This window comes from Paenibacillus barcinonensis, from assembly GCF_003217495.1.
GTDB lineage: Bacteria > Bacillota > Bacilli > Paenibacillales > Paenibacillaceae > Paenibacillus > Paenibacillus barcinonensis.
This window is the reverse complement of record NZ_QJSW01000004.1, coordinates 178,135-193,476: the sequence shown is the minus strand read 5'-3', so window position 1 is coordinate 193,476 and position 15,342 is coordinate 178,135. Positions and strand designations below refer to the sequence as shown.

Sequence of the window (15,342 nt, the reverse complement as noted above, 5' to 3'; positions counted from 1 at the left end):
CCTCCTGAGACGTTAACCTTTTACAGCACCTACCATTACACCGCTGATGAAGTAGCGTTGCAGCCACGGATATACAAGCAGGATCGGCAACGTCGAGAATATAACACTGGCTGCTTTCAAGCTTTCCGGCAACACATGTACTGCGCCGATGCCTTCATTTTGCATCAGCTCTGTGATTTGATTCTGCTGTATCATCTGATATAACTTCAATTGTAATGGATACAACTCTGGTTTGGTAATATACATCAACGCATCCTGAAATCCATTCCAGCGTCCAACGGCATAGAACAGGCTGAGTGTTGCCATTACCGGAAGTGACAGGGGCAAAATAATACGAATCAATGTGCCAATCTGTGTACTGCCGTCAATATCCGCAGCTTCCTCCAGACTTTCGGGAATTCCCCGGAAGAAGGTGATCAGAATAATCATATAGAACGGGCTAATCAGTCCCGGCAGAATCAATCCCCATGTGCTGTCAAGCAAATGCAAATTTTTGATCAGAATATACTCTGGAATAATGCCGCCGCTGAAAAACATCGTAACCACAATCACCATCATAAACCATTTGCGCCCTCTCAGACTGCTTTTGGCAAGAGGGTATGCTGCCATAATCGTCATAACCATGCTCAGCACTGTGCTAAGAACAGTTAACCAGATGGTGTAGAGCAGGGATCGAATCATGGAACCATCACCAAATACTTTGCCATAAGCCTCCCAGGTAATCTCTTTCGGGAAAAAGGAAACCTCCCCCGAACCGATCGCCCGGTTCGAGCTTAGCGAGATGGAAATGATATGGATAAACGGTGCAAGACACAGCACCATTGCAATAACAATCAGAATGACATTTACCGTGTTGAATATTCGATTCGCCGTGTTTTCCGACATCTCACTCACTCCTTACAGATCATAGATGAACTCCGTGTTGATCAAGCATTCCGTCCGTTACATAATGCTCTCGTCTGTTAATTTTTTCGATGCATAGTTTGCACCCAAGATAAAGATCAGTCCAACAACAGCCTGGAATAAACCTACTGCGGTTGCCAGCGTCACCTGACCGGATTGCAAACCCATACGGTACACAAATGTACTGAGAACATCCGAATATTCACGAACAGCTACGTTGCCAATAATGAATGGACGGTCGAAGCTAATGGAGATCATATTGCCGACATTGATGATCAGCAAGGTAACAATCGTTGTTTTGATGCCTGGCAGAGAGATATGCCAGATTCTGCGTAAGCGGCTTGCTCCATCGACCTCGGCAGCTTCATATAACTCACGGTTAATACCTGTAAGAGAGGCCAGATAGAGTATGGTGCCCCAGCCTGCACTTTGCCACACACCTACAGCCAAATACGTAAAGAGCCAATAATTTTTATCCGTGAGGAATGGAAGTGGATCGAGCCCGATGCTCATTAACATATTGTTAATGAAGCCAGACTGCGTGCCGAACACCTGTAACACGATCCCGCCAATAATGACCCATGAGATAAAATGCGGAATATATAGCAGTGTCTGTGCCATCTTTTTGAACCAGGCCACCCGTAATTCAAAGAGTAGAATTGCCAGAATTAACGGTGCCGGAAACGATACGAGCAAATCCAGGAAATTCAGAACAATCGTGTTACGCAGCGCGGTGTAGAACCCCTGATTCTCAAACACCTCTTTGAACGCATCGAATCCAATCCACTTGCTGCCCGAAATGCCCTGGAAGAAGTTAAAGTCCTTAAACGCAATCTGCACACCATACATTGGACCATACTTGAAAATGATGAAATAGATCATTGGCAGCACGAGCAAAGCATACATTTGCCAGTTTCTGCGGAAATACGTGCCCGTCTTCATAAATGTTCCCCCCAAGTCATGCAGGATGTTTCATGGAGTACGATTCATACATCGCCCCCATGAAATCCTGTTCTATGCTGTCAACTCATCCAGCGCGATCAGCTCAGCCTATTTCATTGCTTTATAAGCGGCTGTACGCTCATCCAGAATCGCTTGACCCCCACTTGCCATGTAATCCTTCATCATGCTGTCATAGGTTGCTTCAAAATCCGCTGGCTTGGAAATCGTTGTTTTCACAACGAACTCCATGAATTTGTCCTGCAGACCATTGCCATAACGAGCTTCCGCTTCAATCGGTTTGGAGAAACGTACTGGCTGAATTGTATCTGTATTCGAGATTGCCACTGATTTACGCATGTCATCCCGGTACTTGGATTCAACCTGAACGACATAAGCCTCTTCATTTTTTTTGTCATCGCCCACGTATTTCCCGTTCACGATAATAGCGATGTCACCCGAGTTGTAGATTCGTCCAGCAATTTCAGGAGAAGCATCCTCTTTGATCTGAGGTACACCGTCCACCAGTTCATAGTTCTCGTCTTTTACACCGAATTGCAGGTCAAACAGGTTGTTTCCAGATGCCATCCAATCCAGATATTTCATCGCCGCTTCAGCGTTTTGGCTGGACTTCGGAATCATGACATACATCGCATTCGGAGCATAAGCCGGTTTAGCGAATTTGCCTTCGGAGTTTTTAAACGCATCAATCGGTGTCATGACAGCACCCGGCTTGTTGGTTTGCAGGTTTTTATACGTACCCGAGATGTAGATTTCACCTGCATCCTCCGTATAGAAGCCTATTTTGCCATTGGACACATCTTCCCACAGCTTTTTCTTGTCTTTATCCAGTCCAAAGTCCTTACTCATTAATCCCTCGTTATACAAAGTGTTCATGTATTTCAGCGCATCCTTAAAGCCAGGCAAAAGTGTCGGATAGTCATTAGAGCCCAGCTGCTGTGTGAGTGTGTATCTTTGTTCTTCAGACAGCGGCTGAATGAAGGACCAGATCAATGGCTCGTATTGCGCAGGAGCAATGGACATGCCCATCGGAATGAGTGCTGAACCAACTTTACCAGGATCTTTCTCTTTAAAAGCTTTCAGGGTTGTGTGCAATTCTTCAGCTGTTTGCGGCACAGGCAATCCCAGTGCATCGAGCCAGTCCTGACGTACATAAGAAGCATATTTCCCCAGTACCAGACGTTTACCCGGAATGGCGAGCTGCTGTCCATCATATTGACCGTATGCCAGCGTTTGATCCCCGAGCAGCTTTTTCAGGTTGGTACCGTCTTTATTAATGAGATCGGTCAGCTCGGTCAGACCGCCTTGTTCAGCGTAGCGGTTAAATGTACCGGAATCATACGTAAACACGATATCTGGAACCTCTGAGCCACTTGCCATCAGTACATTAAGCTTCTGTACTTCCTCCGAGCGTGGTACCGGGACAAACTGGACATTGATGTTGTTCGGGTCGCCAAACTCCTTTTGAATGAAGCGAGTCAAATAACTGTCCGAGATGGTGTACCCCGCCGGAGTATTACCCCGGTCAAAAATTTCTACTTTCAAAGTTGTTCTGTTCCCTGCACCCGTTCCCCCGGATGATGAAGCTGCTGATTCACTTCCAGATGAACACGCAGATAATAATAGAGTAAACGCGGTTACCACTGCGAGAACCGAACTTGCCTTGCCTGCCTTGCGTCTTTGAAATAATCTCATTTGACCTTTCCCCTTTCGCACACCTTCTGAATGATTCACATGATCGCCACTCCGATATAGTTGCCCTATGTTGCTGCACCTGTGAATGTCACTAATTATTACATTGTTTTCTGAAAACCGACAATAAACTATTTTCAAAATGAGATAAACGTCGATTTTACGTCAAAAAACCTAACTTATAAACTATTTTCCTACTGATAAACTGTTTTCAGTTCATGTATGTTATATAAACTAACACAAAACAAGCTATTTACACTGTTTTCATGTGGTAATTCGCTCTAAATCGACACGTAACGACATGTATTAATCTATTTTCCCGATGATCCTTCTCCCGGTAAAATAAAAAAAGACCACGCTTTTGGTGGTCGATTCCGTTTGTAATGATTATTATGACAGATTTATCCCTTCAGTTTAGTCCCTCGGTAAAAGATTAAAGCGCACTTCGCCAAATATCAGTTCTGCCGCCTTCCCCTTGAATCCATCCAGCACATGCTCTTGGCGATTATCGAGATGCTCTACAATTAAGACATTATATTTCTGATCATAGTGCATACCGCCTAACTTGAACTGTACAGGCAGATTCAGATTCGCTGCTGTCTTTGTCATGACTTGCACGAGCTCTGATTCATGTCGCTCTCTACTGGTATTGTACTTCCCTGGTGGAATGGCCAGCGAGAATGACAAACCATCCACATTAAAATCAAATGAATTGTTATCTACTGAAATATTAACCTCACTGTCAAGCTCCACCGAACCCCAGGCTTGTTGCCCATATCGACTCATAATGAAAATCCCCCCTGTGTTTTTATATATGTGTGTAGTATAGTTCATGTCCTTATTTTTCTAACGATACTCCCTGAATACATTTCGATCATTTCATAACAAAAAAATCCCCTATGTCAAGCAGCAGGAATACACCTTATGCTCTCATAGGAGACTTAGATTCAACTCACAAATGTTCACATTCAACGTTTATTTCTCTTCCGATCTGTCAAACTGCTTACGATAATCTCCCGGGGTAACATTCATCACACGTTTAAATACTCGCCCGAACGAGATTGCATTCGCATAACCGACCTGCTGGGCAATGTCCTGAATCGCTGTATCCGATGAGGCAAGCAATCGGCAGGCCTTTTCTACTCTCAGCTTCACCAGAAAATCCACAAACTTCATATCAAACTCTTCCTTGAACAGATAGCTTGCATATTTACCCGAGATCTGGAATCGATCGCTCAGATGCTTCAGCGACAGATCAGGATCATCAAAATGCTCTTCAATATATACACGCAGCTCATTAATCATAGCCCGATGACTTTTGGTTTCGTTGACTGCAACGTAATTGCGATAGACCTCCTTCAGCCACTCCAGCAAAATCGCACGGATGCGCTCAAGTGTGTCGGCTTCCTGAATTTGTGCACGGAGTCTTGCCAACGTAGGTTCATCGAACTGATGTTGCAAACGTTCAGACAGCTCGCCAAATTCACGCGCTAACATCTGAATAAGCGACTGCACCAGCATACGAATATCCTTGTCATTCATCTGATCCTCACTGAACGCAATAAACAGATGATCAAGCTGCATTCGCCATTCATCTCCGGTCAGTCTGAACTCACGAACGATATCTGCAAGCATCTGGAGATATTTATAGGAATGCATCTCGGTCTGATCAGGCAATTGCTCACTAAGCACAATCGCATCCTGACCAAGTGTCAGCCGGTGCTGTAATCCTGCATCAGCACTGGCGTAGGATCGGGTAATATCTTCCCATCCACTGACCGTTTGTCCGATGCCAAACGTAAATCGAATGCGAAAATGCTCAGCAATCCACATATGCATCTGTTGGGCCAATTCGATCAGCAGCTCGCGGCTAAGTCCTTCCTTTTCATCCGAAGCCACCACAATGATCAGACGACGATGACCAAACCATTCTGCCCAAGCACCAAGCCTGCTCTCCCTCTGGACCAGTTCCTTGAATACATTCATCAACGCCATTTTCAAAATATTCTGATTACCTGGCAGATCTGTTCCATTCATCTCAGCCACCAGCACAGCTGCACTTTCAGGCTCCAGAAAACGCTCCTCCAGCGGCAGCAAATGACGAAGGCGCTGACGGAATGAATCCATACGCTCACCTTCCATCAGATCCACCAGCAGCTGCCTGCGATGAATGAGCAGATTCTCATGATGCTGCTTCTCATAGTCCACCGTTTGAGCGATGAGATGCTCGAGGGCCCGGTCAATCAAGGCCAGCTCATCCTTGACGGACGGTGCCGCCTCCTCCTCATGCACACGGGGCTGCAACTCCTGAATACGATTCATCATAAGCTGAATGGGTCGTACATTTCGGCGCGTAATATAGATCAGACCCGCAACTGCACCCGCAATCGTCAGAATACCAATGCCTATCCATACATACGAAACCAGTGACACCCATGAGTACAAATGTCCTGTCTGAATGCCGCTTTCGAAGGTCAGCCCAAGCTTCTCGGCTTGCACCCGATTCAGAACATTCCCATCAGCAGGGACAATCTGGTGAGCCGAATACACAAGCTGGTCATCGTTGTCCTTCACCTGTAAAAAGGAAAGATCCCCATCCGTCATATTGTCAATTTGTCTCTCCAAGGCATACAGCCGGATGGATATGACAAGTAGCCCCTCTCCGCCCCAAGGAAGCGGCAGCCATTTGTTCATGCTGATGACCTGTGAAGGAACATCGAAGGAAAGCTCTTTGTACGATCTGGGCTGATTCCAGCCGAGATTTTGTCTATTTTTCAAGGCCTGCTCAATATAAGCGCGGTCCTCAAATTCCTCCAGACTCACCATACCTCTGGGTGTCAGAATGCGGGAATCCGACAGCCGATACAGATAAATGGACTGCACCGTGCCCTGCTGATCCAGCATTCGTCCCAAACCGCTCGCAGCATCATAGAGAAATGCACTGGACAGCTGTGAATCCTGGGTTTCCAGAAAGCGGCTGTACATTTTATTGGTGCCGATCTCATCAAGCAGTCTCATCTCAATGTCACCCAGAGACCGCTCCAGTGTACTTACAATATAACGTGTGGAGATCATATCCGCTTTTTTGGTTTCATTCCGTGACAACTCGCTAACAATCAGGAAGGAGAGAACGATCAGAATGGAGATCGTAAGCAGAAATAGGGGAAAATACGAATAAATCAACTTGGTGTGCCAGCTCCGCTTCAGATTCACCTTCATAGGCCCTCAGCTCCTTCCATTCAAATCTAGTCAATACACTCTTGGCAGCTAATCCGGCGGATATCTCCTTCATCGCTATTCGAGGGAGTACGCCCTTCTCTGTTCTCTCGCTTGTCTGCTGACGATGTATAGAATGATCGCCCCCAATGCGGCACTGATCGTGCAGGACAGATACATTACGGAAGGTCCGCCCGTATCGAGCAGGTATCCGTTCAGCATGTTGCCTACAATGCCACCAAGACCTGCAAACACCATGTTAAACAAGCTCTGACCTGTCGCCTGCATCTCACGACCAGTGACGGAAGCCACATATTCTACAGCCGCAATATAGAAGAACCCAAAGGATAATCCATGCAGCACCTGAACACCCAGCATCACTTCCGGGGTAGGCCACAGCCACTGAATTCCCCAGCGTAGCATATATGCACCGGCAGCCAGAAGCATGGTACGCTCGTGCCCCCACCTGCGAAGCACATAAGCAGCTACCAGCATGGATGGTACGTTTGTGATAGAGGCAAGCAAGAGTGCTGTGCCTGTCAGAGCGACCGAGCCGCCTGCCATCTGAAACGAAATAACGAAAAAGGAGTTAAACGCCGTCAGCGTTTGATTCACCAGAAAACAACCGGTGAGAAAGAGAAGGAACGTACGATTTCGAAGCAATCTTGCCAAACCTACGGAGAAGGTTACCGAGGACGAGGAGATGCTCGTCTGCTTGGGGAGTGTGCCCGCCAGTATTGCGCTCAACATGTTAAAGAAGAGGAAAGGCAGCCATAACATATGAATGGAAAACTGGGAAAGATACATCCCTGCAGCGAATCCGCCAAGTCCTGTCCCCAGGCTGCCAAAGAGCCGAATCATACCATAAGAGGTGTTCGCCGCTCTTGCTGCTGTTACCGCATAGGAATCAGCTACAGGTATCTGTGTCACTTGAAATATAGTGCATAAAGTATAAATCAAAATTAATATAATGTACACCTGAATATTATAAAAATACGCCAGCAACGCCGGAATCATTAAGCTAATCACAAGCACCAAGCGTGTTTTCTTAAATTTATCCACCAGAACTCCCCACACCGGCTGGAGGATAATGGATATTAATGTACCAAAAGCCATTATAAATCCAGTATCTTTACTTGAAAAGCCCTGTGACACCAATATGGGATTAATGTACGGGTTAAAAAAACCTCCCGCAAGCCCCATAAACAGATACAGGCCTTGCAATTTAATCAACACACGTCTTGCCTCTGAAGCCTCGGCTGTTTTATTTTTTGTATCAGCCATCATATGTCTATCTCTCATCCGGATCTCCATCCTTTTTATTTCTTTAGTCTCTGTGTATTGGTTCTACCGATCCGTGCGTTGAAGGTTACGTCTGATGGATGCCAGCGCTCCGATCGCCCCTGCTTTATTGCCAAGCTCGGCAATCACAATCTCGATCGGAAGTACAACATAACGTTTCAACCGGGCCTGAACCTCGTTGAGATAATAGGTTGGATTGGATGCGGCAACGCCCCCGCCCAGTACGATGACAGATGGGTTCAGCAATGCCGTAATATTAGCGAGTCCTCTGGCCATATAACGCAGGGGCAGCTCCAGAATCTCAAGTGCAGCCACATCGCCTGATTCGGCTGCCTTAAATACATGCCTTGCTTCAATCTGTTCCGCTTGCCCGCCAGCAAGACTCCAGATCAAGGAAAGTTCACTCCCTTTTCCCGCTGCAAAATAATTCCTTGCCCGCTCGGTAATGCCCGTGCCCGACGTGATCGACTCAAATACCCCGAACGCATCGCCATCTGCTGCATACCCGGGATCAAGCCCTTCATCACCTGCGATAAAATGACCGATTTCGCCCGCGGCTCCGAGCTGCCCGCTGTATAATTCTCCATTCAGTACAAGTGCAGCGCCAATACCTGTGCCCACAGTAACCATGACACTATGGCGATGTCCACGAGCCGCCCCCTGATCCACTTCTCCCATCGCCGCCATGTTGACGTCATTGTCCAGAACGATATTCCCATTGTAAAACTTGGCAATGATCGCCCGGATATCCTCCTCAGGCCACTGGAATGCAGGCGCATTGCGTAATACTCCTTCATCCTGCAGGATAACACCAGGGAATCCTAGCCCTACACCAGCAAGCTGATTCCACGAACACCCTGAGTCCTCACAAAATGTTTTTAGTTCGGCAAACAGCCAGCGAAAAAATGCTTCGGGCTGCTCAGCAGCTTGAGTTGGCAATCTACATTCGTGAACTTGCCCATCTCCGTCTCGGGTAGATAATAACATCAACGTTTTGGTACCGCCAATGTCAATGCCGGCAACCCAAGAAGCCTTTTGCTGCATCTCACCTTGAACCGTTTCTTTCATAACATTTCCTCCTTATTCGAGATAACCCCCGGAGTCCGAACGGTAACCTCGGTCTGCTCACACAGAGCTTCAACATAATCGTACTGATTTTCCACTCATCTATTCTTCTAACGTTCCTTGCTGAAGATTCAGCAGGGTTCGCTGCAACGCAACCTGCACAGCACCCGTAACAACAGCCCGTTCTCCAAGAGCGGAGCAGAGCAGCTGCGGCTTCACCGGAAAATGCTCATCAGCCATTTCCCTTAATACAGGCAATAACACATCCCCGTTCCCGCCAATTCCTCCGCCAAGTACAATCAGTTCAGGAGCAAGCACCGTGCTGATCTGACGCAGCGCTCCAGCGATCATATGACTATATTGCTTCATAACACTCATGGCCTGAACCTCTCCGATGCGTGCGGCTTCGAAAATCATCTCGGGTGTCAGAGCCTCGGAAGCATCTACAACTATATCTGTCCTGTCATCTGTACCTTCTCCTGCACCGGAAGCAAGAGCATCCGAACCATTCAAATTCTTCAACTCTGGCGTCAGCCCTTGATGCTTCGCCAGCTGCAGCAGTCCGTCAGCAGACAGCGCATCCTCCAGGCGGCTTCCATTCTCCAGTAGCATCTCGGCTACTTCACCAGTCATACCACCTAAACCGTGCAGTAATTGACCCTGAATCATAATGCCCGCTCCTGTGCCTGCCCCAATGGAGAAAAAAACAAAGAATGGAGAACCCACCGCAGCACCACTTCGGTACTCACCTAGTGCAGCCAGATTCACATCGTTGTCTAGAATGACATCACATGGAAAAGCACGCGCTAACGTATCCCGAGAGAATGCTCTCTCCATACCAGCGAGCGGTTCAACAATACGCCTGATCTCCCCTGATTCGGGCAAAACAACTCCCGGAATCCCGAATCCGATGCAGCGAATATCACTCCACTCTAAACCATTCTCCTGCAACATCTGGTTTACATAGCCTTGTAACAGCTGCAGCACAGACTGTTCAGAAGTTTCATTCAATTCCTGTACACCCTGCCCTTGGTTCATATCTCGTGCAATCGGTGGATAGGTTGCATAAGCCAGCAACTGACCGTTAAGGTCTGCCAAAGCAATCCGAATTCGCGTGGCCCCAATATCAACACCGCAGACATAATACGCCGTCTCATTGAATTGAATCAACGTAGCCTTACGACCTTGAGCGTTATCGGCGCGACCTGTTTCCTTGACCAGATTACGTTCCATGAGATGCTCCACCGCGGATGACACCGTTGGTTTACTAAGTCCTGTCTGACGGCTGATATCCGCTCTTGACATGGCACCTTGAGTAATCAAGGCATCCATAATCAGATTTTCGTTCAGATTGCGGATATATTGCGGTGTGCCAGCCATCATATCACCTCCAGCTTATAATTAGTTAACTTTCTTAACTAACTTTTTTAATATATCATTCCGGTTGCAGCGTGTAAAGCTCCGCTTGTGCAGGGCGCCACGCAAAAAGGGCGAAACAGAATCATCTTCTGTCTCGCCCTGCTTCTCTCCTATTCATAGCACTCTGGCCAGCTTCCCAGAGCTTTCACCTAGGACTTCGAAAGCTCAATAAAGCCTTCTCCGAATACGTCACGTACATCATGAATGGTAATAAATGCAATCTCATCTTCGGCCCGCACAATTTTTTTGAGCATCGGAACCTCTTGTTTACTGATGACAATATACAGAATCTCCTTCGGATTTTTCGTATAATAGCCGTGACCGGACAGAACCGTAACTCCGCGATCCATTTTCTCGATAACCTGCTTCGCAATCTCATCCTGCTTGGAGGAGATAATCATCACGGCCTTTTTCGGATTCAGTCCTTCAATAATAAACTCCATCGTTTTGGTTCCAACAAACAGCAGCACGATCGTACACATTAGACCCTGCGGTCCAATAATAAAATAGGAGGAAAACGCCACAATCAGATCGAAGAACAGCAAGCCGTAGCTGATGCTCCAGTCCAGATATTTGTTTGCCAGCCGCGCCAGAATAACCGTTCCCGCTGTAGTGCCCCCCACTTTGACGATCAAACCAATCCCCAGACCCGCAAAGACACCCGCGAAGATCGTGTTCACCCACAGCTCATTGGAAGCAATGCTCCAGTTCTCCGTCAAATGCAAAAACAAGGAGTTAAAAACAACTGCGATAATGGTGTATACCGTTGTTGTTTTATCCAGAAACTTATAACCTACAATTAATAAAATACCGTTAAGAATCAGGTTCATCAGCCCCGGAGACCAATGGAACAGATAATACAGAATAATCGTGATCCCTGTTACGCCGCCCTCTGCAAGATCGTTAGGAATAACAAACAGGTTGACCGCCAGCGCAAATAAAAATGCACCCGCCATAAGAAATAAAATATCCGTAATTCTTTTTTTCATTTAAGCGCTCCATCCAATCCATACAAAATATACTCTTGATCTAGGGCGTGTCTGAGCCTGCTGAAGAAAGCCGAGTTTGCTGAATCTTCGAATCCTCGTTCCCAGCCAGAACGTCTTCAACGTCTTCAGCAGGTTTAAAGACACGCCCTAATGCAGCCTACGATGTCATATACACTCAAGGTTTGATTTTACCATGCTCTTCGCAAAATTTGTATACAAAATACAAATTGTTGCGTAATTTGTGCAAAGGAAATATGAAAACGTCATCTTTTCACCCGACTGTATCCACGCATTCCCCCATAAACCATGACAAATGTCATGCTCCATCCTTGATATTTATCATTACAACAGGCTGACACTTATGACTTACGGTCACGGGCGCATTCTTTTACAATGATAAAAACGCTTCCCAAAAGGATACATCACGGGAAATGTGCTGATGCAGCGAATCACCGTTGTATCATATAAGGAGGAACATGCATGAGTAGAAGCAAAGAAATGGCTCTTAAAAAAGAAGTAACCCCTTTTGAAAAAAATGATCTCAAACTTAGCATCCGTCAATTAATCAATACATTGCTTCCCCTCTTTTTACTGTGGGCAGCAGCTTATTACAGCTTATCCATCTCTTACTGGCTAACATTCCCTATCGCACTGGTGGCATCGGGGTTTGTCCTGCGGACGTTTATTATTTTTCATGACTGCTGTCACGGCTCATTCTTCAAAAGCAAACGTGCCAATGATATCCTTGGTACGATCACTGGAGTATTGACCCTCACCCCTTATCAACAATGGAAAAACGAGCATTCCATTCACCATGCCACAAGCGGCAATCTCGACAAACGTGGTGTAGGTGATATCTGGGTAATGACTGTAGACGAATACAAAGCGGCGACACCGTGGATGCGTCTATTCTACCGTGTATACCGGAACCCTTTGATCATGTTTGGCATCGGACCTATCTATGTGTTTTTGTTCGCTTACCGCTTTAATCGCAAAGCGGCTAGACGTAAGGAACGTATCAACACTCATGTAACGACCGTGCTAATTATTGCTCTGTACAGCTTTATGTGCTGGCTGATTGGCTGGCAGGCCTTTGTCATGGTTCAAGCACCTGTATTTTTCTTCTCCGGTTTCTTCGGCATCTGGCTGTTCTACGTGCAGCACCAGTTTGAAGAGACGTATTTCGAGCATGAGGACGAATGGAGTTACGTCAAGGCTGCTGTAGAGGGTAGCTCCTATTACAAGCTGCCTAAGCTGCTGCAATGGATCAGTGGTAACATCGGATTCCATCATGTGCATCACTTGAGTCCACGGGTACCGAATTATTATTTGGAGGAAGCACATAACGCCACACCTCCTCTGCAGAAGGCAACGACGATCACATTACGTTCCAGCCTGGTTGCGCTGCGCTTCCGTCTATGGGATGAGCAGAACAAAGAATTTATCAGCTTTAGACAACTGAATCGCAAATCACGCAAAAACTACGTTCCGAGAGCTCTATCCGAGTAGCCAAATAAACGGGTCTGACAGACAAGCCTTTACTCTGTCAGATTCGTTTTCTTGTATTCAGGCGGCAGTCATGCTACAGTCAGGCTAAAGTTGTGTCAGCTATAACTGCAAGGAGGAGAATCATATTCAGAAATGGTCACAAGTTTTTTATAAAAATACAGGCTTGAACCCATACGTGTGGCTCGCTTTTTTCATCCTTCCCTTTTATTACATCTCTCAGTATTCCAAGGTTTGGACGCTGGTCACCGGCATTATCATTATCCTTGTCTTTTTTGTATGTTATCTGCTTGCCTTTATCACCAAAGGATGGCAGGTCTACATGTGGATTGGACTGCTGATTGCCATATCCATTACGATGACGATTGCATATGACTATGCTTACTTCTCATTGTTTCTTGCTTTTTTTATTGGCAATATTAAAAATAAAGCCGGATTTTTCACCCTCTACTCGGTGAATCTCGGCGCAAGCTTCCTGACGGTCAACTATGGCTTTATCAATCAAAGCTCATTGCTGCTTAGCCAGTTTCCGTTTGTATTCATCAGCCTGATGGCTTCCATCCTGCTCCCGATCAGCACGTATAATAAAAACAAGCGTGAGCAACTGGAGGGCCAGCTGGAGAGTGCCAACAAACGTCTGGATGATCTGGTGAAAATGGAGGAGCGACAGCGCATTGCACGCGACTTACATGATACGCTCGGTCAGAAACTTTCGCTGATCGGTCTCAAAACCGATCTGGCGAAACGATTGATTCGTAAAAATCCGGATCAGGCGATCATTGAATTAAATGAGCTGAGACAAACGGCCAGCACCGCGCTCAAGGAAGTTCGTGATATGGTGACAACGATGCGGGGAACGCAGCTGGTGGATGAGCTGTTCCGTGCAGAGCAAATTTTGAAGGCCGCGTCCATTCAATTTATTTTACAAGGCAACCCGAAGCTGCAGGACACGTCACAACTGAATGAAAATGTGCTCGGTATGTGTCTGAAGGAAGCGGTGACCAATGTTGTCAAGCACAGCCAGGCATCGTCATGTACCATTACAATAGAAGAAACACCCTCTCATAACGTATTAACGGTGCAGGATAACGGGCTTGGTATCGAACGTACACGCAAGCAGGAGCGCCGGGGAACCGGTATCCTCGGAATGAAAGAACGTTTGGAATTTGTAAATGGCTGCATAGACATTCAAACAGGTCCGGAGCGACAAGGTACAGCCGTTATTATTCATGTACCCAAGCTGGTTCGCAAACCTATGAAGGAGGATGAAGAATGATCAGAATCGTCATTGCTGAGGATCAGCGCATGATGCTCGGTGCGTTATCTTCCCTGCTTAATCTGGAGGATGATATGGAAGTTGTTGGACAGGCCAGCAACGGTCAGGAGGCACTTGCGCTTGTGCAGCAGCATGCTCCCGACATCTGTTTGATGGATATTGAAATGCCCGTCAAGAGTGGCCTCGAAGCAGCAGAAGAGCTGAAAGGCATGAACTGTAAAGTCATCATCCTCACTACGTTTGCCAGAACCGGATACTTCGAGCGAGCGCTTAAGGGCGGCGTACGAGGTTATCTGCTCAAGGATAGTCCAATTGAAGAGCTCGCCGAGGCGATCCGTCAAGTCATGAACGGCAGACGTATTTTCGCCCCTGATCTGGTGGACGAGGCTTATGTCGAGGAAAATCCGCTCACTGAACGTGAGCATGCCGTGCTTGGTCTGATGGCTGATGGGAAAAACACCAAGGAAATTGCCGGCCATCTGTTCATTACGACGGGAACTGTTCGGAACTACATCTCCATTATTCTGAACAAGCTCAATGCCAGCAACCGCATTGAAGCCATCACCCGTTCCAAGGAAAAGGGCTGGTTCAAGTAAGCAGACAGGCTTAAACAGGCAGCAGAGAATAGCAAAAGCTTGGTACAGGGGGCGTTCCCTATACCAAGCTTTTTTGTGAGATGTCACATCAATGATGTATCTATAAAGGTTGTACTCCATTATTGGACCCGATACCACCATGGCAAGAGCGTCCAGAGGCACACGACTTGTTTGCAACTGATGAATTTGTTTGCCGTCCTGCCACGAGATGGTCACCTGAACTGCCTTACCTCCACTTGCATAGTGGACCTGGGCAAACCCTTTGTCTTTGGGAACAGGCAGCTTGTGTGCTTCCAGATATTGCACCATTTTCTTGGCAATCGCCGGGTTGTTCATCTGATCCTCAGAGAAGGAGCGAATCTGCAATGTCCAGCGCCCCTCCTGCCAAGTCAGATACTGGCTGCCCGCCGCACCTTCT

At 46.9% G+C, this 15,342-nt stretch carries 12 protein-coding genes; 3 read left to right on the top strand and 9 right to left on the bottom strand.

Annotated features, from left to right (window positions below; genetic code table 11):
* Positions 1-12: 12 nt before the first annotated feature.
* The 9 genes from DFQ00_RS08515 to DFQ00_RS08475 form a co-directional block, all read right to left on the bottom strand.
* Positions 13-885, bottom strand: a complete 873-nt coding sequence (locus DFQ00_RS08515) for a carbohydrate ABC transporter permease (protein WP_110896059.1) — start codon at positions 883-885, stop codon at positions 13-15.
* Between the two features lie 57 nt (positions 886-942).
* A complete protein-coding gene (locus DFQ00_RS08510) occupies positions 943-1,845 on the bottom strand; it encodes an ABC transporter permease (RefSeq protein ID WP_110896058.1) in 903 nt (300 codons plus the stop codon).
* Positions 1,846-1,953: 108 nt separating this feature from the next.
* Entirely contained in the window at positions 1,954-3,558 is a 1,605-nt protein-coding gene (locus tag DFQ00_RS08505) for an extracellular solute-binding protein (RefSeq protein ID WP_110896057.1), read from the bottom strand.
* A 411-nt stretch (positions 3,559-3,969) separates the two neighbouring features.
* Positions 3,970-4,341 carry a hypothetical protein gene (locus tag DFQ00_RS08500; protein ID WP_110896056.1) on the bottom strand — a complete coding sequence of 124 codons (372 nt, stop codon included), beginning with the start codon at positions 4,339-4,341 and terminating at the stop codon, positions 3,970-3,972.
* A 189-nt stretch (positions 4,342-4,530) separates the two neighbouring features.
* Positions 4,531-6,774, bottom strand: a complete 2,244-nt coding sequence (locus DFQ00_RS08495; RefSeq protein ID WP_110896055.1) for a helix-turn-helix domain-containing protein — start codon at positions 6,772-6,774, stop codon at positions 4,531-4,533.
* A 75-nt stretch (positions 6,775-6,849) separates the two neighbouring features.
* Positions 6,850-8,073 (bottom strand): MFS transporter, encoded by a 1,224-nt coding sequence (locus DFQ00_RS08490; protein WP_244213740.1) that lies wholly within the window; start codon positions 8,071-8,073, stop codon positions 6,850-6,852.
* A gap of 45 nt (positions 8,074-8,118) precedes the next feature.
* Positions 8,119-9,141: an ROK family protein gene (locus DFQ00_RS08485; RefSeq protein WP_110896053.1), complete on the bottom strand. Its 1,023-nt coding sequence runs from the start codon at positions 9,139-9,141 to the stop codon at positions 8,119-8,121.
* A 99-nt stretch (positions 9,142-9,240) separates the two neighbouring features.
* Positions 9,241-10,518 (bottom strand): ROK family transcriptional regulator, encoded by a 1,278-nt coding sequence (locus DFQ00_RS08480; protein WP_208643769.1) that lies wholly within the window; start codon positions 10,516-10,518, stop codon positions 9,241-9,243.
* Between the two features lie 188 nt (positions 10,519-10,706).
* Positions 10,707-11,546 (bottom strand): YitT family protein, encoded by an 840-nt coding sequence (locus DFQ00_RS08475; RefSeq protein ID WP_110896051.1) that lies wholly within the window; start codon positions 11,544-11,546, stop codon positions 10,707-10,709.
* Between the two features lie 480 nt (positions 11,547-12,026).
* Here DFQ00_RS08475 and desA point away from each other — a divergent pair, with 480 nt between their 5' ends.
* The 3 genes from desA (at position 12,027) to DFQ00_RS08460 (ending at position 14,924) form a co-directional block, all read left to right on the top strand.
* Complete coding sequence (gene desA, locus DFQ00_RS08470) at positions 12,027-13,055, top strand: Delta(5) desaturase DesA (RefSeq protein ID WP_110896050.1); 1,029 nt, start codon at positions 12,027-12,029, stop codon at positions 13,053-13,055.
* Between the two features lie 124 nt (positions 13,056-13,179).
* The gene (locus DFQ00_RS08465) at positions 13,180-14,328 is read left to right on the top strand and encodes a sensor histidine kinase (protein ID WP_110896049.1); all 1,149 of its coding nucleotides are present in this window, start codon (positions 13,180-13,182) and stop codon (positions 14,326-14,328) included.
* A complete protein-coding gene (locus DFQ00_RS08460; RefSeq protein WP_110896048.1) occupies positions 14,325-14,924 on the top strand; it encodes a response regulator transcription factor in 600 nt (199 codons plus the stop codon). The genes DFQ00_RS08465 and DFQ00_RS08460 overlap by 4 nt, the downstream gene beginning before the upstream one ends.
* The last annotated feature ends 418 nt before the right edge of the window (positions 14,925-15,342 follow it).